This window comes from Bartonella sp. 220B (assembly GCF_026930205.1).
Lineage (GTDB): Bacteria > Pseudomonadota > Alphaproteobacteria > Rhizobiales > Rhizobiaceae > Bartonella.
Window position 1 is genome coordinate 275,049 of record NZ_JANHOI010000002.1, and the last position, 26,965, is coordinate 302,013.

At 38.5% G+C, this 26,965-nt stretch carries 23 protein-coding genes and 1 pseudogene; 19 read left to right on the plus strand and 5 right to left on the minus strand.

Annotated elements, in window-relative coordinates; genetic code table 11:
• Window positions 1–1,068: 1,068 nt before the first annotated feature.
• Window positions 1,069–1,929 (plus strand): phytoene/squalene synthase family protein, encoded by an 861-nt coding sequence (locus tag NPX99_RS02825; RefSeq protein WP_269030242.1) that lies wholly within the window; start codon window positions 1,069–1,071, stop codon window positions 1,927–1,929.
• Between the two features lie 365 nt (window positions 1,930–2,294).
• On the opposite strand, the gene NPX99_RS02830 is transcribed toward NPX99_RS02825, so the two are convergent.
• Complete coding sequence (locus NPX99_RS02830) at window positions 2,295–4,184, minus strand: peptidyl-prolyl cis-trans isomerase (protein ID WP_269030243.1); 1,890 nt, start codon at window positions 4,182–4,184, stop codon at window positions 2,295–2,297.
• Between the two features lie 152 nt (window positions 4,185–4,336).
• Here NPX99_RS02830 and tpiA point away from each other — a divergent pair, with 152 nt between their 5' ends.
• The 14 genes and pseudogenes from tpiA to NPX99_RS02900 all read left to right on the plus strand — a co-directional run bounded on the left by tpiA (window position 4,337) and on the right by NPX99_RS02900 (window position 18,487).
• Window positions 4,337–5,101: a triose-phosphate isomerase gene (tpiA, locus tag NPX99_RS02835; protein ID WP_269030244.1), complete on the plus strand. Its 765-nt coding sequence runs from the start codon at window positions 4,337–4,339 to the stop codon at window positions 5,099–5,101.
• An 81-nt stretch (window positions 5,102–5,182) separates the two neighbouring features.
• Window positions 5,183–5,638: a preprotein translocase subunit SecG gene (gene secG, locus NPX99_RS02840; RefSeq protein ID WP_269030245.1), complete on the plus strand. Its 456-nt coding sequence runs from the start codon at window positions 5,183–5,185 to the stop codon at window positions 5,636–5,638.
• A gap of 127 nt (window positions 5,639–5,765) precedes the next feature.
• Complete coding sequence (locus NPX99_RS02845; protein WP_269030246.1) at window positions 5,766–7,394, plus strand: CTP synthase; 1,629 nt, start codon at window positions 5,766–5,768, stop codon at window positions 7,392–7,394.
• A gap of 39 nt (window positions 7,395–7,433) precedes the next feature.
• Window positions 7,434–8,270 carry a 3-deoxy-8-phosphooctulonate synthase gene (gene kdsA / locus NPX99_RS02850; RefSeq protein ID WP_269030247.1) on the plus strand — a complete coding sequence of 279 codons (837 nt, stop codon included), beginning with the start codon at window positions 7,434–7,436 and terminating at the stop codon, window positions 8,268–8,270.
• Between the two features lie 67 nt (window positions 8,271–8,337).
• Window positions 8,338–9,606 (plus strand): phosphopyruvate hydratase, encoded by a 1,269-nt coding sequence (eno, locus tag NPX99_RS02855; RefSeq protein ID WP_269030248.1) that lies wholly within the window; start codon window positions 8,338–8,340, stop codon window positions 9,604–9,606.
• Window positions 9,607–9,705: 99 nt separating this feature from the next.
• Window positions 9,706–10,113, plus strand: a complete 408-nt coding sequence (locus NPX99_RS02860; protein ID WP_269030249.1) for a TM2 domain-containing protein — start codon at window positions 9,706–9,708, stop codon at window positions 10,111–10,113.
• A gap of 381 nt (window positions 10,114–10,494) precedes the next feature.
• Window positions 10,495–10,896, plus strand: a pseudogene (locus tag NPX99_RS02865) (NINE protein).
• 179 nt (window positions 10,897–11,075) lie between these two features.
• Window positions 11,076–11,393, plus strand: coding sequence for an FtsB family cell division protein (locus NPX99_RS02870; RefSeq protein ID WP_269030250.1), 318 nt, complete (start codon window positions 11,076–11,078; stop codon window positions 11,391–11,393).
• Window positions 11,394–11,534: 141 nt separating this feature from the next.
• The gene (pdhA, locus tag NPX99_RS02875) at window positions 11,535–12,575 is read left to right on the plus strand and encodes a pyruvate dehydrogenase (acetyl-transferring) E1 component subunit alpha (protein WP_269030251.1); all 1,041 of its coding nucleotides are present in this window, start codon (window positions 11,535–11,537) and stop codon (window positions 12,573–12,575) included.
• Window positions 12,576–12,591: 16 nt separating this feature from the next.
• The gene (locus NPX99_RS02880) at window positions 12,592–13,965 is read left to right on the plus strand and encodes a pyruvate dehydrogenase complex E1 component subunit beta (RefSeq protein ID WP_269030252.1); all 1,374 of its coding nucleotides are present in this window, start codon (window positions 12,592–12,594) and stop codon (window positions 13,963–13,965) included.
• 14 nt (window positions 13,966–13,979) lie between these two features.
• On the plus strand, window positions 13,980–15,308 hold the full coding sequence (locus tag NPX99_RS02885; protein ID WP_269030253.1) for a pyruvate dehydrogenase complex dihydrolipoamide acetyltransferase: 1,329 nt from the start codon (window positions 13,980–13,982) through the stop codon (window positions 15,306–15,308).
• Window positions 15,309–15,527: 219 nt separating this feature from the next.
• On the plus strand, window positions 15,528–16,988 hold the full coding sequence (lpdA, locus tag NPX99_RS02890) for a dihydrolipoyl dehydrogenase (RefSeq protein ID WP_269030254.1): 1,461 nt from the start codon (window positions 15,528–15,530) through the stop codon (window positions 16,986–16,988).
• Window positions 16,989–17,060: 72 nt separating this feature from the next.
• Window positions 17,061–18,023, plus strand: a complete 963-nt coding sequence (gene lipA / locus NPX99_RS02895; RefSeq protein WP_269030255.1) for a lipoyl synthase — start codon at window positions 17,061–17,063, stop codon at window positions 18,021–18,023.
• A 2-nt stretch (window positions 18,024–18,025) separates the two neighbouring features.
• Window positions 18,026–18,487, plus strand: a complete 462-nt coding sequence (locus NPX99_RS02900; protein WP_269030256.1) for a type II toxin-antitoxin system RatA family toxin — start codon at window positions 18,026–18,028, stop codon at window positions 18,485–18,487.
• A gap of 89 nt (window positions 18,488–18,576) precedes the next feature.
• Here NPX99_RS02900 and NPX99_RS02905 read toward each other — a convergent pair whose 3' ends face one another.
• Genes NPX99_RS02905 through rirA form a run of 3 tightly spaced genes read right to left on the minus strand, consistent with a single transcriptional unit; the run spans window position 18,577 to window position 20,721 of the window.
• The gene (locus NPX99_RS02905) at window positions 18,577–19,065 is read right to left on the minus strand and encodes a CinA family protein (RefSeq protein ID WP_269030257.1); all 489 of its coding nucleotides are present in this window, start codon (window positions 19,063–19,065) and stop codon (window positions 18,577–18,579) included.
• Window positions 19,062–20,255: a bifunctional 2-C-methyl-D-erythritol 4-phosphate cytidylyltransferase/2-C-methyl-D-erythritol 2,4-cyclodiphosphate synthase gene (locus tag NPX99_RS02910; protein ID WP_269030288.1), complete on the minus strand. Its 1,194-nt coding sequence runs from the start codon at window positions 20,253–20,255 to the stop codon at window positions 19,062–19,064. Before NPX99_RS02910 ends, NPX99_RS02905 begins: the two co-directional genes overlap by 4 nt.
• Window positions 20,256–20,268: 13 nt before the next feature.
• Window positions 20,269–20,721 carry an iron-responsive transcriptional regulator RirA gene (gene rirA, locus NPX99_RS02915; RefSeq protein WP_269030258.1) on the minus strand — a complete coding sequence of 151 codons (453 nt, stop codon included), beginning with the start codon at window positions 20,719–20,721 and terminating at the stop codon, window positions 20,269–20,271.
• A 194-nt stretch (window positions 20,722–20,915) separates the two neighbouring features.
• On the opposite strand from rirA, the gene NPX99_RS02920 reads away from it, so the two are divergent.
• From NPX99_RS02920 to NPX99_RS02935, 4 genes are all read left to right on the plus strand, one after another.
• Complete coding sequence (locus NPX99_RS02920) at window positions 20,916–23,153, plus strand: sensor histidine kinase NtrY-like (protein WP_269030259.1); 2,238 nt, start codon at window positions 20,916–20,918, stop codon at window positions 23,151–23,153.
• A 28-nt stretch (window positions 23,154–23,181) separates the two neighbouring features.
• Window positions 23,182–24,540, plus strand: coding sequence for a nitrogen assimilation response regulator NtrX (gene ntrX, locus NPX99_RS02925; RefSeq protein ID WP_269030260.1), 1,359 nt, complete (start codon window positions 23,182–23,184; stop codon window positions 24,538–24,540).
• A gap of 4 nt (window positions 24,541–24,544) precedes the next feature.
• Entirely contained in the window at window positions 24,545–25,921 is a 1,377-nt protein-coding gene (trkA, locus tag NPX99_RS02930) for a Trk system potassium transporter TrkA (RefSeq protein WP_269030261.1), read from the plus strand.
• 81 nt (window positions 25,922–26,002) lie between these two features.
• Window positions 26,003–26,422, plus strand: a complete 420-nt coding sequence (locus NPX99_RS02935) for a POTRA domain-containing protein (RefSeq protein ID WP_269030262.1) — start codon at window positions 26,003–26,005, stop codon at window positions 26,420–26,422.
• A gap of 167 nt (window positions 26,423–26,589) precedes the next feature.
• On the opposite strand, the gene NPX99_RS02940 is transcribed toward NPX99_RS02935, so the two are convergent.
• A partial coding sequence (locus NPX99_RS02940) for a type ISP restriction/modification enzyme (protein WP_329957931.1) occupies window positions 26,590–26,965 on the minus strand: 376 nt, incomplete at its 5' end.

Genomic DNA, 26,965 nt, shown 5'->3' on the forward strand with positions numbered 1-26,965 from the left:
TCACTCCTAAAATTTGCTTATTTTTCGAAGTTCTCTGTTCACGGACTCATATAAATAATTTGTTGAGTATTTTAAGAAAATTACGAGAATAAGCCTATTAGATTGTAGCTTTTAGGACAAACACCACATGCTCATATAGCCAGAGATTACTGAACAGCTCCATCACAAATATATCTTAGCATAATAGGGGTAGCTATTAAGAAAAATAATTTTAATATGGTAAGATAGAAGTTTAGAAGAGACGCACTAAGGATTATACTCAAAGAAATAAAAGAACTGATCTCTATGGAGTTTGATATCAGTAATAAATAATTGAGTATATGCGAGCAGGCATAGAGAAAAGAATAGGCTTTTATTGTTGAAAAGAGAGAGAAAAATAACTTTTGGAAAATAGTTCCTGAAAGATTTAACTTTTTAATGTATCTGTCATGACTGATTTACTCAATAACTTTTTAGATGGTGCTGTAATAATGTTTTGATAACAACTTTTTCTCATCATTAGTCTCAACAACATATGCAACACGCGCATCGCATTTGAGTTGTCCTAAACAAATAAGAAGCAACGTATGAGATGACTAAGTCTTTAAACAGTGCATCTATGTTTTCAAATGTTTGACTTTTGCTCTCGTTGATTTACTTTCTAGATTTACTTGTGGTGGATACATTCTGATACTAAAAAGCAAACAGCTTTTTTCAGTTGCTTATAAAATATCAATCTGTATGATTTAATACAATTAAACTCATTGCTTTAAAGTGCTCTTTATCTGCTCTTTTATTTCAGGAGGAACATGGGCACAAACGGCAATTTTGGATCCTTTCTCTACTTATTAAAATTTTAAAATGGCTACATGATAGCTTCAAGTCAATTTTTTAGAAGTAAAAATATGATAGGTGTTTGGTGAAGTTCAAAAATACCTAGAAAAGGAATCTTAATTCGTAATACATTGAGATTAAAAGATACATTTACAAATTTTGTTCTCTTAGCTGTATTTGCTTATCCATTATTTTAAAATATGGATTAAAGTGGAATGTTAAGTGCTAAAAAGGGAAGTTAATAGGTGTCATAGAATGGGAGCTTCTCTTCCTTATTGTTTTGATATTTTACGTGCTACAGATCGTGACCGCTATATCTCGGTTCTATTCGCGCCTAAAAAAAAGCGCAGAGCATTAGCTGCTCTTTACGCTTTTAATGGAGAAATTGCTCGTATTCGCGAAACTGTGCACGATCCGCTTATTGGTGAAATACGATTACGCTGGTGGTATGATTCTATTATTGATGATAAAATGCAAAATAGTCAAAATAACCCGATTTTAAGTGATTTGTTTACAGCAATAACTTTTTTTAATTTACCTAAAAAAGCTTTTTTACGTTACTGTGATGCGCAGATTTTAGATCTTTACCATAATCCGATCACAACTCTTCATGATCTCGAATTCTATTGTGGCGAAACAGCAAGCATAATTTTACATCTCTCTTGTAAGATATTAGATCCGGATGCAGCACAAGATTTTACAGATATCTATAAATATGGAGGGATTGCTCAAGGATTAAGTGGTATATTACGTCTTTTGTCATTTATGCAATCACGATATCAATATTATTTACCTACAGATATGCTAAAGGCTGTAGGAGTAAATAGGGAAGATTTAGAATCTCATCGTGTCAATGATAAACAAAAATGCCACATTGTTGAAGCTATGGTAGCATTATCGCGAGATCATTATAGCAAGTTTTATGAGGATTTTCGTACTTTGCCTAAGAATCTGAAACCAGCATTTCTTCCATTGGCAATTATACCAGCATCTCTTCAAAAAGCGGAACAGTTGGGAGCTAAAATTTTCCAAGAAAGTGCAACTTTACCATTAATTCATCGTTATTGGCTCATAACAAGGGCGGCAATAAGCGGTAATTTTCCAAAGCTATTATAGAATTAAGTGTTATCAAAGACATAAGAATGAGAAAATCTATTGATAGTAGTCGCAAGATTATGAATCCAAATCCTTTTTTCATTTAGGAAGTAGCGCTAACGATTTATTATGATGATTGTTTATCACAAAAATCTTTGTTGTTTTCATTTGGGTGGATAACATTTTTAATACACTGAAAAAAATTCTCCAAATTACATTTATTATTTTTCTACAGACCAGAAAGTTTGCAAAAAAAGCTTCTTATTCGTACAGATATTACTTCTCTCCTAATACTAACGAAAAAGAAATTATCTTGTTTTTTAATTATAGAAGAAGCTCTGATGATGATTTTATCAGCTCAATACCAAAAACCATTCACTCCATTTTTACTGGGAAGTGTTGAAAATTTGGTTATAATGAGTGCTATTAATTTTCAAGGGGGTTTCTTTATTGGCAATTTGTAGCATTTCTAGCTTTAGACCTTCTCTTATCATCATATTGATATTGGTACGGATATCAGGTGAAATGGTATGAGGGGTGATGTCTTTAGGCATGGTTACGGACTTGATTTGATAAACAATGCGGTTTGTTGCAACAGGACCTTTTATGATGCCATAATGCCCTTTTGGACCAGAAAATAAGGCCCTAACACCTTCAATACCAAGGATTTCAGAGGAATCTTGACGACGTAAGGCTTGTGTTGTTTGTTTTGTAAGACCAAGTGTATGGGCAAGAGAAACAAAACTTTTTCCTTCAGTAAGCTGTTTGAGAGCATTTTGGGCTTTTTCATCAAGAAGACGCTGAATTTCTTCATTTTTCCATTGAGAAAGTGCATCTTGTTTGGCTTCTTCGAATGTTTTATCGCGCGCAGGAATAATTTTATCAACCTTATACCAGAGATACCCACCTTTTTGAAGAGAAAGAGGATCAAGATCGACTCCTTCATTTGCTTGATAAATGGCGTTCAGGAAAATATCTTGTTGGGGTAAATCGGTAAGTATTGCACCTTCAATTGTTTTTCCTGTTTTATCAATGGTAATTGTGCGCATAGGCAATTTGTATTGCTCTGCAAGCTCTTTGAGAGAGGCACCTTCAAAACGTGCATTTTCAATTGCTGTATATTTGTTACGTATATCATCTACAGCATGATTTTGAGCGAGAGTCTGGCGAATATTTTCTTTCACCTTTTCAAAGGGAAGAGAGACTGAAGGTTCAATATGTATTACGCGAATGATAACGGGACCTTGTAAATCATTAATCACCGCACTGATTTGCCCTTGTTTGAGTCCAAAAACTTCAGATGCGAGGGAACTAGGAAGTTCACTTTCTGTTAGAGGTCCTTTTTTTATGTCATTGAGAGTTTTGTTTTCACTTTTAACCAGCGCATCAAAACTCAATCCATCGGCTATTTTTTTTGCCGCATGATCAGCAGCTTCGCGTGTAGAGAAGCGCAATTCTTCAATTGTACGTTTTTCAGGAGTTACAAAACGCGAGGCATTTTGTGTATAATAAACCCTAGCCTCATCTTCTGAGATATCTTTGTGTTTAACAAGATTAGCCGATGTCAGAGATAATAAAGAAACAGTACGGTATTCAGGAGCACGAAATTCATTTTTATGAGTCTCAAACCATTTTAGCAGTGTTTCTTGATCGGGGTCAGGAATTGTTGTCTTTTCTTTGAGGTCAATAACAAAGTAGTCAGCGATACGCGTTTCTCCTTGATAAAGAGCGAGTGCTTTATAAAACAGATCGGGTGCTTTCATTCCAGATAGAGAAGCCGAAATGAGCTGGCTACGCTTTTCTTTTTGGGTATAATAATCAAGAAAATTACTTTCGTTTATCTGTAAATGCTGAAGATAGTTACGAAACAGATTTTGCTCAAAGACGCCATTTGTTTGAAACATATTATCAGCACCAAGAATACGAGCTATTGCGTCTTTTGAAAGACTAATTTTCATTTTACGTGCCTGTTCATCAAACAAGATATCTTGTTGTAACTGATTGAAAACAAAAGCAGGAATTTTGTATTGCTGCATTTCATTGGGTGTGAACATTCGCCCGAGATGTGATGCAAGTGCTAAACGTGCGCTTTGATCAGCAAGTGCGAGACGATAGCCATCGATCGTTATTGTGGACTTTCCAGAAGTAATAAGGTCCCTTTCACCCTTTGTGTGTAATTGTGGTATTCCCCATAAAAGGATGAAGCATAAGAGCAAAACAGTAAGGAAAATCTTTGCAACCCAAGAATTCGCGGCACTTCTTATGACATCAAGCATTGTTCAATTCCATTTTTTGAAACGAGTTATTATCAAAGCAGTAAGAATTTGCAATAAAGATATGAAAGATGCAAGCTTAAAGACTTGCTTTCATTTTATAATTTGATACCTAAAAGAAAATAATATGTTGGGATAGTTCTTGAGGTGAAAATATGTCTCCAAAGATTCGACCTTTTATTGCTGGAAATTGGAAAATGAATGGAACCGGTGAATCGCTTGGAGAATTGCGTGCCATTGCTGCTGGTGTTAGCTCTGATTTAGGCCATTTATTTGAGGCGCTTATTTGTATTCCAGCAACACTTTTATCGCGGGCTTTTAATACGTTAGGTGGTGAGAGTCTTCTTTTAGGGGGGCAAAATTGCCATTTTGATGATCATGGCCCTTATACTGGGGATATTTCAGCTTTTATGCTTAAGGAAGCAGGGGCAAGCCATGTTATTATTGGGCATTCAGAGCGCCGCACAGCTTATCAAGAAAGTGATGCACTTGTTTGTGCTAAAGTGCAAGCAGCGTGGCGAGCGGGTCTTATTGCTCTTGTTTGTATTGGTGAAACATTGGAGGAGCGTAAAAGTAATAAAATATTGGATGTGCTCACGCGGCAGCTTGCGGAATCTTTGCCGGATGGTGCAACAGCAGAGAATGTCATTATTGCTTATGAGCCTATATGGGCTGTAGGTACAGGGAATACGCCAACCTCAGCAGATGTAGCAGAAGTACATCATTTTATTCGTGATGAGATGCGCTCTCGTTTTGGCAATGAAGGAAATAAGATGCGTTTGCTTTATGGAGGGTCAGTAAAACCATCCAATGCATTTGAGCTTTTGAGTACTGATCATGTTAATGGTGCTTTGATAGGTGGGGCAAGCTTAAAAGCGATTGACTTTTTAACTATTTGCGATGTTTGTCGTAAATTATAGCAAAGGAATCTTGGTTTTCCCTTGGATTATGTGCTATTTATGTGTAAATAACCGAGAGAAGTTATTTGAAGAGCAGGGTTTATGCAGACAGTACTTATTGTTATCCATTTTTTGGTTGTTATCATTTTAGTTGGTGTTATATTAATTCAGCCTTCGGAAGGCGGCGGACTTGGTGCGAATAGTGGTTCTGGGTTGATGAGAACGCGTGGATCTAAAAATCCGCTAACACGTTTGACCGCTATTTTAGCATGTTGTTTTTTTACAGTATCCATTGGCCTTACCGTCGTTGGAAGTATATCAAACTCCAGTTCTGACATTCTCAAGCGTATTCCGGTTAATTCAAAACAAAATTCTACAAGCGAAGAAACTTCAAAGAGTACGCCATCACCAAATGATAAAGCACAACCTTCTATCCTTGAACAGCTAGGAGGTGTTTCATCTTCACCTCAGGAGCAAAAACAATCTACGGGTTTTGAAACTGAAAATCCAGTTCCATCGATTCTTGAAAATTCAGTTCCAGACAACAGTACAAAATAGTCTTTTTACAAAGTACAGATTTAAAAAAGGTGATTTTTCACCTTTTTTATTGTTGTAGAAGAAAAATTGTTTCTTTTTGCATTTTTTTCTGGAAGAATCGTAAGAAACTGCTTATCACCATAAGCCTATGGCACGTTATATTTTTATTACTGGTGGTGTGGTTTCTTCCCTTGGAAAAGGCATTGCAGCCGCGGCATTAGCTGCGTTATTGCAAGCTCGTGGGTATCGTATACGGCTTCGCAAGCTTGATCCTTATTTGAATGTTGATCCAGGCACAATGTCGCCTTATCAACATGGTGAAGTATTTGTGACTGATGATGGTGCAGAAACTGACCTTGACCTTGGTCATTATGAGCGTTTTACGGGGTGTTCTGCAAATAGCCAAGACAATGTCACGACAGGGCGTATTTATCAAAATATTATCGAACGCGAACGACGTGGTGATTATTTGGGAGAAACAGTTCAGGTTATTCCTCATGTTACCGATGAAATTAAGAAATTCATTACTACGGGAAATGAAGAATTTGACTTTGTTTTGTGTGAAATAGGTGGTACGGTTGGTGATATTGAAGCAATGCCTTTTCTAGAAGCAATTCGCCAGCTTCGCAATGAATTGTCGCGGCAAAAAGTTCTTTATGTGCATCTTACATTAATGCCTTATATTTCTTCAGCTGGGGAATTAAAAACCAAACCAACACAACATTCCGTAAAAGAATTACAATCAATTGGTATTGCTCCAGATATTTTGCTGGTGCGTGCAGATCGCCCTATTCCAGAAACAGAGCGAAGCAAATTATCACTTTTTTGTAATGTTCGTCCAAGTGCGGTTATTCAGGCATTGGATATGCCAACGATTTATGATGTTCCCATAGCATATCATAAAGAGGGCTTAGATGCAGAAGTTCTTTCTGCTTTTGGAATGGATCTGACACCTAAACCCCAGATGGGTCGTTGGGAAGATATTACACATCGAATTCATCACCCCGAGGGAGAAGTAACAATCGCTGTTGTTGGAAAGTATACGGGATTGAAGGATGCTTACAAATCTCTTACTGAGGCGATTGCACATGGTGGTTTAGCAAATAAAGTGAAGGTTAATATTACGTGGATTGAAGCAGAGCTTTTTGAAAGAGAAGATCCTACGTCTTATTTGCAAAAAGTTCATGGGATTTTAGTTCCTGGTGCTTTTGGAGCACGTGGTGCTGAAGGGAAGATTCGAGCAATTCAATTTGCGCGGGAGCGTAAAGTTCCATTTTTAGGTATTTGTTTTGGGATGCAATTGGCTTGCATCGAAGCTGCACGTAATATTGCACAGATTGAGAATGCCTCATCAAGTGAATTTTGCCAAACAACAAATCCGATTGTGGGTTTGATGACAGAATGGCTCAAAGGGGATATTCTGGAGAAACGTACCCAATGTGGCAATCTTGGCGGCACAATGCGTCTTGGTGCTTTTGCCGCTGAATTAAAAGAGGATAGCCGTATTGCAAAAATTTATGGAATGACAAGAATTTGCGAGCGACATCGTCATCGTTATGAGGTCAATATTGATTATAAAGACAAGCTAGAACAATGTGGTTTGATTTTTTCTGGTATGTCTCCCGATGGTATTTTGCCAGAGACAATAGAATATGCTGATCATCCATGGTTCATTGGTGTTCAATATCATCCGGAACTGAAATCACGTCCTTTTGAACCGCATCCACTTTTTTCTTCTTTTATTGAAGCCACTGTAGAACAAAGTAGACTGGTTTAGTTCATATATTATGGGGTTATTTGCTTTTTGAGGGATAAAGTGTTTGAACCAAACGCCGTTGTAAAAGTTGGAAATGTTGTATTTTCAAATGAAGCGCCTTTTTCATTGATTGCGGGACCATGTCAGATGGAAAGCCGAGATCATACTTTTGAAATGGCAGGTCGGATTAAGCAAATTACGGATCACCTTGGTATTGGGTTTGTTTATAAATCCAGTTACGATAAAGCCAATAGAACATCCTTGAGTGCGGCACGTGGTATTGGTTTTGAAAAAGCAATGGCTATTTTTTCTGATCTGAAGAAGGAATTTGGTTGTCCGGTATTGACGGATGTACATACAGAAGAGCAATGCACGGTTGTCGCTTCTATGGTAGATATTTTACAAATACCCGCTTTTTTATGTCGTCAAACAGATCTTTTGGTAGCAGCGGCCAAAACAGGGCGTGTTATCAATATTAAAAAAGGTCAGTTTTTAGCTCCGTGGGATATGAAGAATGTTTTAAGAAAGGTTACGCAAAGCGGTAATCCGAATGTTATGCTTTGTGAACGAGGCACTTCATTTGGTTATAACCGACTTATTTCTGATATGCGTTCATTACCCATTTTGCGTTCAATGGGGGCTCCTGTTATTTTTGATGCAACACATTCTGTTCAGGAACCAGGGGGGCAAGGTGATGCATCTGGTGGACAGCGTCAATTTGTTGAAGTTTTGGCACGTGCAGCTGTTTCTATTGGGGTGGCAGGCATTTTTTTAGAAACGCATCAAGATCCAGATAATGCACCTTCTGATGGACCTAATATGATTAAAATTGATGATTTACAAAGACTCCTTGAGACTTTAGTGGAATTTGATTATCTGTCAAAAAAAGTGAATTGAATAGAGAGGAAGCCACCATTATGGCCTTTAAAATGACACAAGACTTTTGTTGGAGAAGGAAACGCACATGACGATCATTGTCGATATTATTGGACGTGAAGTGCTTGATAGTCGAGGGAATCCAACGGTAGAAGTTGATGTTCATTTGGAGAATGGAGTTTTTGGGCGTGCTCTAGTCCCCTCAGGGGCGTCGACTGGTGCGCATGAAGCTATCGAGCTTCGTGATGGTGGTATGCGCTATCAAGGGAAAGGTGTTGAGAAAGCAGTTGCTGCAGTCAATGGTGAAATTCTTGAAGAACTTGGTGGGCGAGATGCAAGAGATCAGATAGCCATTGATCAAGCTATGATTGCCTTAGATGGAACAGAAAACAAAGCACGTCTTGGTGCTAATGCACTTCTCGGTGTTTCATTGGCTGTAGCAAGAGCAGCAGCAAAATCATTATCTTTGCCTTTGTATCGTTATATTGGTGGTATACAAGCACATGTTCTTCCAATCCCAATGATGAATATTATAAATGGTGGTGTTCATGCTGATAACCCAATTGATTTTCAGGAATTTATGATTATTCCTGTGGGTGCATCTACACTAAAAGAGGCGGTCCGCTATGGTGCGGAAGTTTTTCATACATTGAAAAAACGTTTAAAAGATGCAGGCCATAATACCAATGTTGGTGATGAAGGTGGTTTTGCACCTCAATTTAAAAGTGCAGAGCAGGCAATTGATTTTATTATGGAATCTATAATTTCGTGTGGGTATAAACCAGGGGAACAAATTGCTCTTGGTTTAGATTGTGCTTCAACGGAATTTTATAAAAATGGTTCCTATTTTTATAAAGGTGAGGGCAAATGTCGTGATGTTCAGGAACAGGTAGATTATTTAGCACAACTTGTTGAAACTTATCCGATTATTACGATTGAGGATGGAATGGCTGAGGATGATTGGGAAGGTTGGAAGTTACTTACGCATTCAATTGGTCAAAAATGTCAGCTTGTTGGCGATGATTTGTTTGTCACGAATTCGGCGCGTTTGCGTGAGGGTATCAAAATGGGAGCGGCCAATTCTATTCTTATTAAAGTAAATCAGATTGGTACGTTGAGTGAGACGCTTGATGCTGTAGAAACAGCGCATAAAGCAGGTTACCGCGCCATTATATCACACCGTTCAGGTGAAACGGAGGATTCTTTCATTGCAGATCTTGCTGTTGCAACAAATTGTGGGCAAATTAAAACAGGTTCTCTTGCACGTTCAGATAGATTAGCAAAATATAATCAACTCATTCGTATTGAAGAAATGCTAGGAAAGCAGGCATGTTATGCGGGGCATTTGCAACATTGAGAGTTGAGGGCAAGATTTGAGAATGGGATATCGTTTGGATTATGAAATTTAACTTTTTTGTCAAGGGCTTATAAGTAACAATTTTATAGGTGTTAAAAGATGAGAGGTATAATTATTAGTCAGGATCAAGCAACTTATCTTGTCTCGGGTGATGATGGTAAGCGGTATCAGTTTGCAACTTGGGATTGGTTAGGAAAAAATCCACCAAGGGTGGGTGATGCAGTTGATTTTGTGTGTGACGGAGATAGTGTCAATTCTGTTTTTCCATTGTTGCAACAAGATTCAGATCCTTCAAAACCAATGTTAGCACTCATTTGTTGGATCACTGGTATATTTGGTGTTCACCGTTTTATGGTTGGTAAAGTGAGAACTGGTGCTTTAATGCTTATTCTATCTTTAACCATTGCTGGAGTGATGATTACGGGGATTTGGGCAATTATTGACTTTATAGTTATTGCTGCTGGAAAATTTACTGACAAAGATGGGAAGCAAATTACACGTTGGTAGAATTTGTACGGGGTAATATGAGGGTACAAGAGTAGGCTGTCTATTTTTGTTATGGAAGATATATTCAAAAAAATTGCTTTTATGTAAGTATTTTATGATAAAATATTAATAGAAACAATGCGTGGTTGATTAAAAATATCAAAAAGACGGTGCACATTCTATATGGACGAAATGGAAATCGATTAGAATGTGCTGTGTATCACCACTTATAGTTTTGAGAAACTTTAAGCCATTCAGGGGAGAATTTTATGCTATTTTAATTATTGCATTTATTACGGTGAATACAAATTGTATTCACGTGCTGGAGTTTATCAACGTATTATCAAGCGAGAAACAATTTGTTTATAAATACCACATAAGCAACAATTATAGGTGTTAAAGATGAAGGGTGAGATTATTAGTCATGATCGAGGTGCGTATCTTGTTGCAGGTGAGGATGGTAAGCGCTATCACTTTTCAAATGGGGATTGATTAGGAAAAAATCCACCAAAGGTAGGTGATTCCATTGATTTTATATGTGAAGGAGATGTCATTAAGTCTGTTTTTCCTCTCATGGGTAAATAACAGTTAAAACAATCAAAATTGGTATTGGCCCTTGTTTGTTGTTTTTTTGGTGCTCACCGCTTTATGGTTGGTAAATTTGGAACGGGTATTTTAATGCTTATTCTAACTTTCTCATTTTTGGGATCAGCTGTATCTGTGATTTGGGTGATTATTGATTTTATAGTTATTGTATCTGGGAAGTTTACTGACGAAGATGGGAACCAAATTACAAATTGGTAGAGATTGTATATTGTAAGATAAAAATAAGTAGTATGGTATAGCTTTATTGTGGCAGTGTTTTTGAGTGTATCACAATAAATTTTTTGTATGTGTTGAGTTTGGTAATGGGCTATTAATGAAAATTGTGCATAGTTAGGCAAAATATGAAGAGGATTGTGCCTTAAAGACTGTGCTATTTTATGTGGACAAAGCAAAAACGCAGATCAATCAAAACACGCTTTGTACTCCCACTTATGACAGTGGGAGTTCTGGGTTATTTTAGTTATCACATTTATCATGGTGAATATGGTCTGTATTCACGCAGTAAGGTTAATCAACAGATTGTTGAATTAGAAGAAGAATTTCATAGAGTGGAATCTGAGCGGATATCTATTGAAAAGCGTATTTCTCTTTTACGCAACGGACATATTGAAAGAGATATGTTGGATGAGTATATCCGAAAGAATTTAAATTTTTCTAAGCCAAATGAGTTGACAATTCTAACCCCTTGTAAATGATGTTAAAAATTAATAAGAGGTTCTATAATTTCAAAAAATATTTTTAAACAATTGCTTATGATAGTGTTTGAGACGACTGATAATGCTTGTAACTTTTGTTTGTAAAGGTTATTCCTAGATAATTACAAAAGGGAGTTTAATATGGCAGAAAGGTCTAAAAAAGGTTCTGCATCCGTGGTGCATACTGCATTATCAAACACCGCAAAGAGAGCACCAAGAGCGCATTTTACCAAAGAAGAAGAAATTGATGCTTATCGTGAGATGCTTTTAATTCGTCGCTTTGAAGAAAAGGCGGGGCAGCTGTATGGTATGGGGCTTATTGGTGGATTTTGTCATCTCTATATTGGGCAAGAAGCTGTTGTTATTGGAACATTGAAAGCAGCAAAAGAGGGGGATCAGGTTATAACTTCTTATCGTGATCATGGACATATGTTGGCGGTTGGTATGAGTCCGCGTGGTGTCATGGCAGAATTAACGGGGCGTCGAGGTGGCTTTTCCAAAGGGAAAGGAGGCTCGATGCATATGTTTTCTAAAGAAAAGAATTTTTATGGTGGGCATGGCATTGTTGGTGCACAGGTTCCGATTGGTTCTGGTTTAGCGTTTTCGAATCAATATCTTGGTAAGGATAATGTGACATTGGTGTATTTTGGTGATGGTGCTGCCAATCAGGGGCAGGTTTACGAAAGTTTTAATATGGCTTCTCTGTGGAAGCTTCCTGTTATTTATGTTATTGAAAATAATCAATATGCTATGGGAACATCTGTTGCGCGTGCTTCAGCAGAGACTGACTTTTCTCGTCGTGGTCTTTCTTTTGAAATTCCAGGCATTGTTGTTGATGGTATGGATGTTCGAGCAGCAAAAGGAGCTGCTGATGAAGCCGTTGCTTGGGCGCGTTCGGGAAAAGGACCGATTATTCTTGATATGCAGACCTATCGCTATCGTGGTCACTCTATGTCTGATCCAGCAAAATATCGCTCCAAGGAAGAGGTTCAAAAAGTAAAGGAAGAGCACGATCCAATTGATCAGGTAAAGAATCGGATTCTTAAACAAGGCTGGGCGAGCGAAGACGACTTAAAGTCTATTGATAAAGAGGTGCGTGCAATTGTTGCAGATGCAGCAGAGTTTGCGCAAAGTGATCAAGAGCCAGATGCTTCTGAGCTCTATACTGATGTTTTAGTTTGATGTGAAGGAAGCGAGTATGTCTATTGATATTTTGATGCCTGCGCTTTCACCAACGATGGAAGAAGGTAAATTATCTAAATGGCTCAAGAAAGAGGGCGATAAAGTGAGCTCTGGTGATGTTATTGCTGAAATTGAAACGGATAAGGCAATGATGGAAGTAGAGGCTGTTGATGAAGGCACTCTTGGTAAAATTTGTGTTCTTGAAGGTTCTGAAGGTGTAAAGGTTAACACTGTTATTGCAGTATTGTTAGAAGAAGGTGAAAGTGCTGAGGATCTTTCACAAACTGCTAATTCCTTAAATGTGCATCAAAAATTGCAAGCAGAATCTCTTTCTCTCTCTACAGCTGTTCCAGTCTCTCCTGCTTTAAAAAGCAGCTCTGATTTTGATATTCCAGTGGGGACACAAATGGTTACGATGACGGTGCGTGAAGCACTTAATCAGGCTATGGCTGAAGAAATGCGCCGTGATGAGATGGTTTTCCTGTTGGGGGAAGAAGTAGCGCAATATCAGGGTGCTTATAAAGTAAGCCAAGGCTTATTAGAAGAATTTGGCGCACGCCGCGTTATTGATACACCAATTACGGAACATGGTTTTGCAGGTTTGGCTGTTGGAGCTGCTTTTGGAGGGTTACGTCCTATTGTCGAGTTTATGACATTTAATTTTGCTATGCAGGCAATTGATCAAATCATCAACTCTGCAGCGAAAACGCGTTATATGTCTGGTGGACAAATGACTGCTCCTATGGTTTTTCGTGGTCCCAATGGTGCGGCTGCGCGTGTTGGTGCACAGCATTCTCAGTGCTATGCCGCCTGGTACAGTCATGTGCCAGGTTTGAAGGTTGTCATGCCTTATAGTGCTGCAGATGCAAAAGGTTTGCTGAAAGCTGCTATTCGTGATGACAATCCTGTTATTTTCCTTGAGAACGAGATTTTATATGGTCATCAATTTGATGTTCCTCAGATGGATGATTTTGTTTTACCTATTGGTAAGGCGCGTATTCATAAATCTGGACAAGATGTTACGGTTGTTGCTTGCGGGATTGGGATGCATTATGCTGTTCAAGCATTGCCAGACATTGAAAAGCTAGGTATCGATGTTGAATTGATTGATTTACGGACCATTCGTCCGATGGATCTTCCAACGATTGTTTCTTCAGTCAAGAAAACAGGTCGTTTGGTAACAATTGAAGAAGGTTATCCTCAGTCATCTGTTGGAACTGAAATAGCAACACGTGTTATGCAGCAGGCTTTTGACTATCTTGATGCACCAGTTGCAACAATTTCTGGCAAAGATGTTCCCATGCCTTATGCAGCCAATCTTGAAAAGTTGGCTTTACCCAACATTTCTGAAATTGTTGAAGCCGTTAAGGCAGTGACTTATAGAGCGTAACGGAGGAAAGCACGATGCCTATTAAAATTACAATGCCTGCGCTTTCCCCAACGATGGAAGAAGGGAATTTATCAAAATGGAATGTTAAGGTAGGAGATAAAGTTTCTTCTGGTGATATTATTGCCGAAATTGAAACAGATAAGGCGACAATGGAAGTAGAGGCCGTTGATGAGGGAACTGTTGCTAAGATCGTTGTACCTTCTGGAACGCAAGGCGTTAAAGTTAATAGTTTAATTGTTATTTTAGCGGAAGAAGGCGAAGATTTAGCAGAGGTTGCAAAGATTGTAGAGGAAGCCTCTTCCTCTTTTGCAATCAAAGAATTAAAGGATGTCAAACAGATAAATTCAAAGATAACACAGATGTCTGATGTGTCATCAGTTCAGCAAGAAATACAGCAAAATAAAAAAGATATACGTCTTTTTGCTTCGCCCTTGGCGCGTCGATTGGCAGCACAAGCTGGTCTTGATTTATCACTTGTTTCTGGGAGTGGTCCTCATGGGCGCATTATCAAGCGTGATGTAGAAAAAGCCGTGAGTAGTGGTGTTTTAACCGCTTCTTGTTCATCACAAAGTGAACAGCTCGTAGCTATAGGTGCTTCTGACAAACAGATATTGAGCCTTTTTAAAGAAGAAGAATATGTATTTACACCCCATAATAATATGCGAAAAACTATCGCTAAACGTTTGGTGGAATCAAAGCAAAGAGTTCCGCATTTTTATGTGACGCTCGATTGTGAACTTGATGCGTTATTGGAGCTTCGTAAACAATTGAATGCTGCTGCACCAATGGTTAAGATGCAGGAAGGATCTAAGCCTGTTTATAAGCTTTCTGTGAATGATATGATTATTAAAGCTGTGGCACTTGCTTTGAAGGCAGTTCCCGATGCGAATGTATCTTGGCTTGAAGAAGGAATACTTCGTCACAAACATTGTGATGTTGGGGTAGCTGTTTCTGTTGCAAATGGGTTAATTACGCCAATTATTCGCCATGCAGAGGAGAAATCTTTATCGGTTATTTCTCATGAGATGAAGGATTTTGCAAAGCGTGCACGTGAGCGCAAGTTAAAAATGGAAGAGTATCAGGGGGGAACGACAACTGTCTCAAATATGGGAATGTATGGTGTAAAAAGTTTTTCTGCTATTCTTAATCCGCCGCATGCAACAATTTTTGCGATTGGTGCAGGTGAACAACGTGCTGTTGTTAAAAATGGTGCGTTGGGTATTGCCACAGTCATGTCGGTTACACTTTCTGCTGATCATCGTGCTGTTGATGGTGCGTTAGCAGCAGAGCTTGCACAGACTTTTAAGAAGATGATTGAAAATCCATTAGCAATGCTCATTTGAGCTATTGAAAAGCTCTTGATGAAATGATGTGTGGGATGGTGTTTAATATGATGAAAACAGACTTAAAGAGTTTGAAGGGCAATGTTGTTGCACGTTCTAAGTTTGTAGAAGTCATTTATGTGAAGCTTTAAAATGAAAGAAAAAAGGGAATTTTGTTGTATTACTTTTGGATTTTCAGTTTAAAGAGGGCATTTTGTGTATATCCATGGAGGAATTACTGTGGTGAATCTTTATGATGTAATTGTGATTGGATCGGGTCCTGGTGGATATGTAACGGCAATTCGTGCGGCGCAATGTGGCTTCAAGACTGCGATTGTTGAACGTGAACATCTTGGTGGGATTTGCTTAAATTGGGGATGTATTCCAACAAAGGCGCTTTTGCGTTCAGCAGAAATGAAGTATTTTGCTGAACATGCGAAAGATTATGGTTTAAAGCTTAATGGTTCAGTTGAAGCGAACATCAAAGATGTTGTGGCCCGTTCCCGTGGGGTTTCAGCGCGTTTAAATGCTGGTGTTGGTTTCTTGATGAAAAAAAATAAAATCGATATTATTTGGGGGGAAGCAAAGCTTACGAAGGGGGCGAAAGGAAGTCAGCCTGCGGAAATTATGGTTTCTTCATCGTCCAAGCCGATTATGCAACCGCAAAATCCAGTACCTAAAGGAACATTAGGAGAGGGGATTTATCAAGCAAAGCATGTCATTATTGCAACTGGTGCGCGTCCTCGTATCCTTCCTGGTATTGAGCCAGATGGAAAGCATATTTGGACTTATTTTGAAGCAATGATTCCGCAAACGATGCCGAAGTCACTTTTGGTCATGGGGTCTGGGGCAATTGGCATTGAATTTGCTTCTTTTTATCATGATATGGGAGCGAAGGTCACTGTTGTTGAAATGATGCCTCACATTATGCCTGCTGAAGATATTGAAATTTCAACCTTTGCGCGTAAACAGTTAGAAAAAAAAGGCCTTCGCATTCTTACGCAAGCAAAAATAGCCAAGGTTGAAAAAGCTTCTGATTCTCTTACAGCTCATATTGAAGTGAAGGGTAAAACAGAAACAATAACAACTGATCGGCTGATTTCCGCTGTTGGGGTTCAGGGGAATATTGAGAATCTTGGATTAGAAGCATTGGGTATAAAAACCGATCGTGGGTGCATTGTAACCGATGAATGGAGCTGGACGGGGGTAGAGGGTATTTATGCTATTGGTGATGTAGCTGGTCCGCCTATGTTAGCACATAAAGCAGAAGAAGAGGGCGTGATATGCATTGAACATCTTGCGGGTTTTGAGAATACGCATCCGCTTGATAAGAGAAAAATTCCAGGGTGCACATATTGCACGCCACAAGTTGCCTCTGTAGGCTTTTCGGAAGCGGCTGCAAAAGAAGCAGGCTATGATATACGTATTGGTCGCTATTCTTTTTCCGCAAACGGCAAAGCTATTGCTTTGGGTGAAGATCAGGGATTAGTGAAAACTATTTTTGATAAAAAAACCGGACAGCTTCTTGGTGCACATATGGTAGGGGCAGAAGTAACAGAATTGATTCAAGGTTTTGTCATTGCTATGAATCTTGAAACAACCGAAGAAGAATTGATGCATACTGTCTTTCCACATCCGACATTATCGGAAATGATGAAAGAAAGTGTATTGGATGCTTATGGTCAAGTTTTAAATGCTTGATGGCTGGAGTGTATGAAAAATTTTGTCTTTAATTTTTCATTGTCATTCCATATTGATAGGGCAAAGACTTAAATGGTTACGGTTGTTGATAGAGTTACGAATAGACGTTTGCGTCATCCTGAAAAAGCGCATCGTCCGGATACAAACATTCAAAAAAAACCGGATTGGATTCGTGTAAAAGCACCAACATCACAGATATATAAAGAAACGCATGGTATTGTGCGTGCTCATAAATTAGTAACCGTATGTGAAGAAGCAGGCTGCCCAAATGTTGGCGAGTGTTGGAGTCAACGGCATGCTAGTTTCATGATTTTAGGTGAAATATGCACGCGGGCTTGTGCATTTTGCAATGTTGCAACAGGGATCCCGCTTGCTGTTGATGATAATGAGCCAGAGCGTGTAGCAGATGCGGTAGCACAGATGGGACTCAAACATGTTGTCATTACATCAGTTGATCGTGATGATCTTGCTGATGGTGGTGCTGAGCATTTTGCCAAAGTTATTTATGCTATTCGTCGAAAAGCGCAAAAGACAACAATTGAAGTTCTTACCCCTGATTTTCGCCATAAGGATGGAGCTTTAGAAATTGTTGTTGCTGCCAAACCTGATGTTTTTAATCATAATTTAGAAACAGTTCCTTCTAAATATTTAAAGGTTCGTCCAGGAGCGCGTTATTTTCATTCGATTCGGTTATTACAACGCGTTAAAGAACTTGATCCAACAATCTTCACAAAATCAGGAATTATGGTTGGTCTTGGGGAAGAACGAAATGAAATTCTTCAATTGATGGATGATTTGCGCACTGCTGATGTTGACTTTATGACAATTGGACAATATTTGCAGCCTACACGAAAGCATCATCCGGTTATTCGTTTTGTGCCTCCTGAAGAATTTGAGTCTTTTGCTAAAATTGGTAAAGTGAAAGGTTTTTTACATATGGCTTCCAATCCTCTGACGCGTTCATCTCATCATGCTGGCGATGATTTCGCAATTTTGCAAAAAGCGCGTGATGAAAAATTTGCCTTACAGAGATAGTTATGCCAACTTTTACAACACATCGGCAGATTGCCCATAGTGCCAGTGAAATGTTTGATCTTGTTGCAGATGTTGAACATTATCCTGAATTTTTACCAATGTGTGAAGGGTTAATTGTACGTTCTCGTAAGGAATATGAAGAAAAAACATTAATTCTTGCTGATATGATCGTTGGTTATAAAGTTATCCGAGAAATTTTTACGACCCAAGTGTTTCTTCAGCCAAAGAAAAATCTCATAGAGGTGCAATATATTGATGGTCCATTTAAATATCTTGAAAATCGTTGGGCTTTTCATGATATTGAGAAGAATAATGCATGTCGTGTAGATTTTTTTATTGATTATGAATTTAAAAGCAAAATGCTTGGATTAGTCATGGGATCAATGTTTGATATTGCTGTTCGTAAATTTACCGATGCTTTTGAAATGCGCGCACACCGAATCTATGGATCTCCAATAACATAATTTGTTCAGTTTATTTTTTGTATGATACGTATCAGATATCATGAGCTGTAATTGTAGTAACATAAAACGAGAAATCAGACGTGGAAATATTATTGAAGAGCTTTCAAGATCATGTTCAAAGCGTTTTCAACAGTTGCATAGCGGATAGCGTTACGATCAAGATTTCCAAAGTGCTTTTCTGTGTGCAAGGTTTTATGGTTTTTGTGAGCAACTGCAAAATGCACAAGTCCTATGGGTTTATCGAGATATGCCCCTCCAGGTCCAGCAATTCCTGTTACAGAAACTGCAATTCCAGCGTGTGAATATTTTAATCCACCCTCAGCCATTGCAAGAGCGACTTCTTTTGAAACAGCGCCATAGCTTTTTATAAGTTCAGCACATACGCCAACAAGGCGTGTTTTAGATTCATTTGAATAAACAACAAATCCACAATCGAATACATCTGAAGATCCTGCAATACTGGTGAGATTTGCAGCAATGAGCCCTCCTGTACAAGATTCAACAGTTGTTAAAAGCAAACCTTTTTGGCGACAAGCTGTAAGGACTTCACGTGTTTGTTTTTCACAAAAATATGTCATTTGGGAATTTCTCCTGGGTAAAGGACGCTAGCTGTTGCGAAAGCTGCAATGCCTTCACCACGACCAATAAATCCGAGTTTTTCATTTGTTGTTGCTTTGATGGAAATTCGATCAGATGAAATTGTTAGTATCCTCATAAGATTTTCTGTCATTGTATGACGATAGGGGCCGATTTTAGGCTCTTCAGCGATCAGTGTGATATCAATATTGGCAATACGTCCACCTGCTTGTTTAACAATATCAAGAGCATGGCGTAGAAAAATTTCTGAAGATGCATTTTTCCATTGAGGATCAGAGGGGGGAAAATGTGTGCCTATATCTCCTACTCCTTGAGTAGCAAGAAGAGCATCTGTGAGTGCATGAAGAGCGACATCAGCATCGGAGTGTCCATTTAATTTTTTATGAAAAGGAATTTCTATACCACATAATGTAAGAGAAGTCCCTTCTTCGAAAGAGTGAACATCATAACCATTGCCAGTGCGCAGATCAGGAAATATTTGCATTTTTTTTTGGAGATATAAATGTGCAGTATCAAAATCTTGGTGCCATGTAATTTTCATATTGTTAGGATCTCCAAGGATGGTCCGCATAGGAATTCCAGACCATTCTGCAATTGCAGAATCATCCGTGAATTTTTTTTTGCAAGCTTGCTTTGCTTTTTCATGGGCAGCTAAGATAGATTCAAAGGGAAAACACTGTGGAGTTTGTGCACTATAAAGATGGGGGCGTGGAATTGTTTCTAAAACGTAGTGTTCGCTATTTACACGTTTGAGGGTATCAGGAATAGGGAGAACTGGAAGAACACCTTCTTGAGGATTGACGGTGCTGTGTATTTTGTCGAGGAGTTGGTTTGTGATAAAAGGGCGAGCACCATCATGAATATGGACATATTGGGGCTTAAATTTTTTAAGTGCATGAAGACCACGTAAGGTGGATACTTGACGTGTACCGCCTCCTTCAACGATGGTGAGGTGTTCTTTAAATTTGGCGATAGTTTGCTCACAGATTTGATGATCCTCTGGATGAATAACGAGGATAATGATTGTAATGGCCGGGTGCTGCACAAAACAACGCACAGTATGACAAATAACTGGCTCTTGTCCTAGAAGCCGGTATTGTTTTGGAATTTTTTGTGGAGCCCCCGCTCTTTCACCGCGTCCTGCGGCTAATATGATTGCTGCAATAGAAATATTGAATCTCCTTTTATATTATTTTTATCGTTTTATGATCATCAATTTTAAATTGATTTTGAAATTTTGGTCTGTGTAGATCAGCAAGAGATATCATTGATAATACATCAAAAAAAGCATTTAATGCTTTTTGAAGTGCGATATTTAAACCACAAAAATCTATCAATGGGCAATTAGGTTCTGCAGTATCAAAACATTCTGCCATGGAAAAGTTATCTTCTGTTACTTTTACAACATCAGCCACCGAAATCTCTGTTGCGGGTTTGGCCAATTTAATCCCACCGTTGCGCCCACGTACTGTTTGTATGAAACCTGCTTCAACGAGTGGTTGAAGAATTTTAAAGAGAAAAAACTCAGAAACAGCATATGCTTTGGCAATTTCTGGAATACGACTTAAAGATCCTTGATTATTTGCACAGTACATGAGCATTCGGAGCGCATAATTTGTCTGTTTTGTTAATCTCATCTCCTCTCCTCTGTAAACTATCACTGAATACACTTTATTTTAAAGATATTTTGATTTTAAAGATATTTTGCAAAATGTAGAAGTTCTTTCCTCATTTACTCAATTTGCTTTATTTTAAATGTGGCATTGCTATTGTCAACTTTTGTCGCAAGAGGTTATATGAGAGACATGGGATAGGATAGTGTAAGCTAATCATGAATACAACATCAGTGACGAAGCTCCAAGATATAAATAAAAACATTTCTAATGATGAATTGTATCGCTTAAGTAAGATGTATATCTTTTTAGGGATCACAGTTATTGTGTTGGCTTTGCTAACAGCATCTGTTTCGTTTATCATTCTTATTGGATTGACCCCTGTTGTTCCTAGTAGAGCAGTAACCCTTATACTTATAGCGATTAATAGTATTTGGGTTTTAGGGCTTGTGGTCATTGTTTTTTATGAGATGATCCCCATCATTAGAGCGTGGCGCTCAAGACGAGCAGGTTCTCGCCTTCATGTGCGTCTTATTTCGTTATTTGCACTTGTTGCAACAATGCCGGCTGTTGCAGTTGCTCTTGTATCAGGTCCTGCATTGAATTTAGGACTTGATCGATGGTTTGATACAACAACGCGGCAAATTGTAGGTTCTTCTATCAATTTAGCCAATGCTTATGCGGATGAAATGCTGCAAAATTTGAAAAATTTATCCTACGCTATGGCATTTGCACTTGATAATAAAAGGCTTTTAGAGCGAAATCCATCTGAATATAGGATGCAATTAACGCGTCACGCTATAGGACGCAATTTGCGTGGTGCATTTTTATTAAGTTCTAGTGGAACTGTTTTTATATCAAGTGATCTTGGTGATGAAGATAAACTTCCGATTCCTCCTTCCCATCTTATTGAACGCGCAACCAGTGCGAGGCCATTTTCTTTTCAACCGGGAGTTCATGATTATTTTGGCATTGTTTTGAAATTTACGAATATTCCAAACACATTTTTGTATTTGGTACGCGATGTTGATAAAGAAGTTCTCTCTGCTTTACGTTTGACGGAAATCAATACGGATCGTTATCGCGATTTAAATGAAAATCGCCTCCTCACGCAAATCGCATTTGGTATGCTTTATTTATGTCTTTTCTTTAGTTTATTCTTATCAGCTATTTGGACTGGTATCGCTGTTGCTGATCGGTTGGTACGCCCTATTCGCCTTCTTATTAGTGCTGCGGATGATGTTGCTTCTGGAAATATGGAAATTTTTGTGCCCGTACGCGCAAAAGATGGGGATATTGGGCAGTTATCGAAAACTTTTAATTATATGGTGAGTGAACTAAAAAGTCGGCGCAATGAGTTGATTGCAGTTCGCGATCAAATTGATGAGAGACGGCGTTTTTCTGAAGCTGTTTTATCTGGTGTAACAGCGGGTGTAGCTGGTATTGATGATAATGGTGATATTACCATTATCAATCGGTCTATTGAGACAATGTTTGATATTCGCTCTGAACACGTTATTGGTCGCAGTCTTTTATCATTAAGTGCTGAAATTTGGCAGGTTTTTCAGTCTGCGCGCTCGTTAGATCGGAAGAATCATCGTGAGCAAGTAACTTTAAGTGTTGCAGGACAAGAGCGTGTTTGGAATGTGCAAATTACAATGGAGGAAGATGATGGACAGGGACAATCTTGGGTTCTCACGATTGATGATATTACAGACCTTGTAGAAGCACAACGGACTTCAGCGTGGGCAGATATTGCGCGGCGTATTGCACACGAAATCAAAAATCCACTTACGCCTATTCAATTATCGGCTGAACGTATTCGTAAACGTTACAACAAAGTTATTACCCAAGATCGAGAGGTTTTTGAGCGATGTGTTGATACGATTATTCGACAAGTTGGAGATATTGGGCGTATGGTTGATGAATTTTCTTCTTTTGTGCGTATGCCTAAACCGCAAATGAATGTCTTAGATATACGCGGATTACTGCGTGAAGCATGTTTCTTGATAGAAGTAACACGACATGATATTCATTTCGAGCAAGACTTAGGAAATGTACCACTTATGGGCGCATTTGATAATCGTCTCATTGTACAAGCTTTTTGCAATGTTATTAAAAATGCTAGCGAGTCTATAGATTCGGTTATGCGAGAGGAAAGTATTCATGGTCACATTCTTGTACGTTCTTATCGGCAAAGAGGATGTGTGGTTGTAGATGTTGTTGATAATGGTAAAGGACTTCCTAAAGAGCAAAGGCAAAAATTATTAGAACCTTATATAACAACGCGGGAAAAAGGAACAGGACTCGGGTTAGCTATAGTGCGCAAAGTTATTGAAGATCATGGTGGTTTTATGGAATTACATGATGCACCGCAGAGTTTTTATGAAGGTCGTGGTGCGATGATCCGTTTGATATTTCCGGAAGATGGGGTTAAGCAGGATAATGTTACATAGGCTACAGGTTGTAAGATAGGGGAATAGAATGGTATCAGATATCTTAATTGTTGATGATGAAGCAGATATTCGTGAGCTTGTTGCTGGTATTTTAGATGATGAAGGTTATGAAACGCGTGTTGCCTGTAATTCTGATGAAGCCTTAGCGCAAATTAATGAACGTATTCCAAAGCTTATTTTTTTAGATATTTGGTTACAAGGAAGTCGTCTTGATGGTTTGGTATTGCTTGATGAAATTAAAATGCGATATCCTGCTCTTCCAGTCGTTATGATTTCTGGTCATGGTAATATTGAGACAGCTGTTTCTGCTATAAAACGAGGGGCGTATGATTTTATTGAAAAACCTTTTAAAGCGGATCGGCTTGTATTGGTTGCGGAACGGACTCTTGAAAATTCAAATTTAAAACGTGAGCTTTTAGAATTACGAAAGCGCTCAAGTGAAACATTAGAACTGCTGGGAAAATCGACTGCTATAAGGCATTTGCAGCAAGTCATAGAAAAAGTAGCGCCAACCAATAGTCGTGTCATGATTACAGGTCCGTCAGGAGCCGGGAAAGAGATGGTTGCACGTGCTATTCACGCACTTTCAACACGTTCGAATGGGCCATTTGTTACAATAAATGCTGCAACGATTACTCCGGAAAGAATGGAAATAGAATTGTTTGGCAGCGAAGTGGAGGGAGGGGAGCGCAAAATCGGTGCATTAGAAGAAGCACATGGTGGTATATTATATCTTGATGAAATTGCTGATATGCCCCGTGAAACTCAAGGTAAAATTCTTCGCGTATTGACGGGACAAACATTTGAGAGAGTTGGTGGCACAAAACGTGTCAAGGTGGATGTTCGTATTATTTCCTCAACAGCACAAAATCTTGAAAACCTCATTTCTGACGGATGCTTTAGGGAAGATCTTTTTCACCGCCTTTCGGTTGTTCCTATTACGGTTCCACCATTGTCAGCGCGTCGTGAAGACATTCCAGAACTTGTGCGGCATTTTGTTAAAACAATATCACAGCAGGTTGGTATTAAACCTCGTGAGATCAGTGATGATGTTATCGCTATTTTACAAACACATGCTTGGCCGGGGAATGTCCGACAATTACGCAACAATATTGAGCGTCTTCTCATTCTTGTGCGTGATGGCGATGGCCCAATAACAGCAGAATTTCTTCCTAGTGAAGTGAACGATTCTTTACCACGCATTCAAATGGATACAGATGGGAGTATAATGGATTTACCATTACGTGAAGCACGAGAATTATTTGAAAAGAAGTATTTAGAGGCGCAAATTGGACGTTTGGGTGGAAATATATCACGTACAGCCGAATTTATAGGTATGGAGCGTTCAGCTCTGCATCGTAAGCTTAAAGCACTTGGAGTTTCTTAAGGTTATGCGTGTTATTATTTGTGGAGCAGGACAAGTTGGTTATGGAATAGCAGAGCGTCTTGCTGCTGAAAATCACGATGTTACTGTTATTGATATTGAGACGAGATTGATTGAAAAAATTCGTGATACATTAGATGTAAGAGGTTTTGTTGGTCATGGTTCACGGCCTGAAGTCCTTTTAGCCGCCGATGCAGACAAAGCTGATATGTTGATTGCAGTCACTTTATTTGATGAAGTCAATATGGTTGCTTGCCAAGTAGCGCACTCATTATTTAATGTTCCAACAAAAATAGCACGTATTCGCTCACAATCTTATTTAGAACCACGCTATAAAACACTTTTTGCTAGAGAGAATATTCCCATTGATGTGGTTATTTCTCCTGAAGTTGAAGTTGGAGAAATGGTTTTACGTCGTATTGCTTTACCTGGAGCAATAGATGTCCTTTATTTTTGTAATGATGATATTGTTGCTTTAGCTTTGGAATGTATGGAAGATTGCCCGGTTATTAATACACCTTTGCGTCAATTAACGGAGCTTTTTCCAGATCTTCGCACGACAGTTACTGCTATTAAGCGTGGATCAGAATTATTAGTCGCACATTCAGAGACACAGTTGCGCGTTGGCGATGTGACCTATCTTGTTGTTGCTCGTGATCAGATGCGTCGGGCCGTTGGGCTTTTTGGTCATAAAGAACAAGATGCACATCGCATGATTATTGCAGGAGGTGGTCACATTGGTCTTTACGTTGCTCAGGCTATTGAAAAGCGCCTCCATAAACTAAGATTAAAGATTATAGAATCGCACAGAGAGAGAGCGTTAACAATTGCTGATCAACTCGAAAAAACGACAGTTTTATATGGTAATGTCTTAGATCCAGTAATTCTTCAAGAAGCTGGAATTGATCAGTCTGATTTAATGATTACATTGACCAATCAGGACCAAGTTAATCTCTTAAGTGCGATTATCGCTAAAAGATTGGGATGTAAAGCCAATATGGTTTTGATTAATAATGTTGCTTACCAAGAATTTAGCCGTGCTGTTGGTGTAGATGCTTATCTTAATCCACATAGTGTTACGATATCGAGAATTTTGCAACAAATGCGCCGTGGACGTATTCGTGCTGTTCATTCGGTTTTTAATGGGCAGGCAGAAATTATTGAGGCTGAAGTTATGCAAACATCTTCATTGGTTGGGAAGTCATTATCAGAACTCAATTTATCTGATGGTTTGAGAATTGGTGCAATTTATCGTAATAAAACAATCATACAGCTTTCGGCAGATACGCGTATTTTGTCTGGTGATCGGATAGTTATTTTTGCTCTTTCTGAGTATGTTCGTGATGTTGAGCAGCTCTTTCGTGTCAGTTTAGAATATTTTTGATATATTACGTATATGACTATTTGCCCTTCCTGTTGAGTATAAAAATTAATAATCCGGTTATTTTGTTTTTTTGTGCTTGCTGTGGCTTTGAGTTTTATCGCGTTGCCAGGCTTTGCAGCAAATATACGGGATCAAGCGATTGATCAATCAGAGAGTATTCAACGTCAACAAACGCAACAGCGACGTTTCCAGGAATGGCACAAAAGGACAGGGAAGCCTGAAGTGTTTTTTGAAGATAATGAGGAGAGCAGCTCCGATGATGCTCCGAGATCAAAAACCTGTGTGATGATCAAAAGCATTGCGTTGATTGGTGCACGATTGATTTCTTATAGAGATCTTCATGGCAGCATTTCCCGTTGGGAAGGGCGCTGTTTAGGCATTGAAGATATCAATAAAGCGCTCAAAGCAGTAACCATGCTTTACGTTAAGCGTGGTTATTATCAATACTTATATTTCTCTTTAAAGAGAGCATTTGAAGGATATTTAAAAGCATCATCTTAAATTGCGCGTTAATCTTTTAAAGGCAATGTAAAAAAATCTCATTCTCTCTTTTTAGAATAGCGTATAGTAAATCATTCCTTTAAGATTATAAGTAAGCAACCTAATAAGAGAGTATAGATTATGGTTATAAATCTATACCCCTTATGAGATTGGTATGATTCATAAATCTATTCAGTTTCTCTTAATTCCAATTTTGGGAGGTTCTTAACAATCTTTATTGTTTCTAAACTTACCGTAATAACCCTTTGGAACAATTCCAATGGATAGGCAGGGTTGCCAATGGTCTCAACCGCATAGCAATTGGCATCATTAACAATGCCACTCTTTTTATCAGTTTTTACACATTGCCGCCTCATAACCCATTCAAGAGCAGATTTACCATTTACGATATACTCATAAGCTTCAAGAGGAATATCTGTTATTGTGATATTACGATTGTAAATAACAGTCGATTTATCCTTTTCTTTACTATTCCCAGCAAATTTCATTTCTGTAACGTAATAAAATTTCTCAGGATTAGAGATATCTGTAAGTTTTGGGTTG

Bases quoted from the DNA above. Each gene is read 5' to 3' on its own strand.
- tpiA (WP_269030244.1), top strand. From the start codon at position 4,337: ATGTCTCCAAAGATTCGACCTTTTATTGCTGGAAATTGGAAAATGAAT.
- secG (WP_269030245.1), top strand. From the start codon at position 5,183: ATGCAGACAGTACTTATTGTTATCCATTTTTTGGTTGTTATCATTTTA.
- NPX99_RS02825 (WP_269030242.1), top strand. From the start codon at position 1,069: ATGGGAGCTTCTCTTCCTTATTGTTTTGATATTTTACGTGCTACAGAT.
- NPX99_RS02880 (WP_269030252.1), top strand. From the start codon at position 12,592: ATGTCTATTGATATTTTGATGCCTGCGCTTTCACCAACGATGGAAGAA.
- NPX99_RS02870 (WP_269030250.1), top strand. From the start codon at position 11,076: ATGTGGACAAAGCAAAAACGCAGATCAATCAAAACACGCTTTGTACTC.
- pdhA (WP_269030251.1), top strand. From the start codon at position 11,535: ATGGCAGAAAGGTCTAAAAAAGGTTCTGCATCCGTGGTGCATACTGCA.
- NPX99_RS02830 (WP_269030243.1), bottom strand. From the start codon at position 4,184: ATGCTTGATGTCATAAGAAGTGCCGCGAATTCTTGGGTTGCAAAGATT.
- NPX99_RS02900 (WP_269030256.1), top strand. From the start codon at position 18,026: ATGCCAACTTTTACAACACATCGGCAGATTGCCCATAGTGCCAGTGAA.
- NPX99_RS02905 (WP_269030257.1), bottom strand. From the start codon at position 19,065: ATGACATATTTTTGTGAAAAACAAACACGTGAAGTCCTTACAGCTTGT.
- rirA (WP_269030258.1), bottom strand. From the start codon at position 20,721: ATGAGATTAACAAAACAGACAAATTATGCGCTCCGAATGCTCATGTAC.
- lipA (WP_269030255.1), top strand. From the start codon at position 17,061: ATGGTTACGGTTGTTGATAGAGTTACGAATAGACGTTTGCGTCATCCT.
- ntrX (WP_269030260.1), top strand. From the start codon at position 23,182: ATGGTATCAGATATCTTAATTGTTGATGATGAAGCAGATATTCGTGAG.
- eno (WP_269030248.1), top strand. From the start codon at position 8,338: ATGACGATCATTGTCGATATTATTGGACGTGAAGTGCTTGATAGTCGA.
- NPX99_RS02860 (WP_269030249.1), top strand. From the start codon at position 9,706: ATGAGAGGTATAATTATTAGTCAGGATCAAGCAACTTATCTTGTCTCG.
- NPX99_RS02845 (WP_269030246.1), top strand. From the start codon at position 5,766: ATGGCACGTTATATTTTTATTACTGGTGGTGTGGTTTCTTCCCTTGGA.
- NPX99_RS02885 (WP_269030253.1), top strand. From the start codon at position 13,980: ATGCCTATTAAAATTACAATGCCTGCGCTTTCCCCAACGATGGAAGAA.
- trkA (WP_269030261.1), top strand. From the start codon at position 24,545: ATGCGTGTTATTATTTGTGGAGCAGGACAAGTTGGTTATGGAATAGCA.
- NPX99_RS02920 (WP_269030259.1), top strand. From the start codon at position 20,916: ATGAATACAACATCAGTGACGAAGCTCCAAGATATAAATAAAAACATT.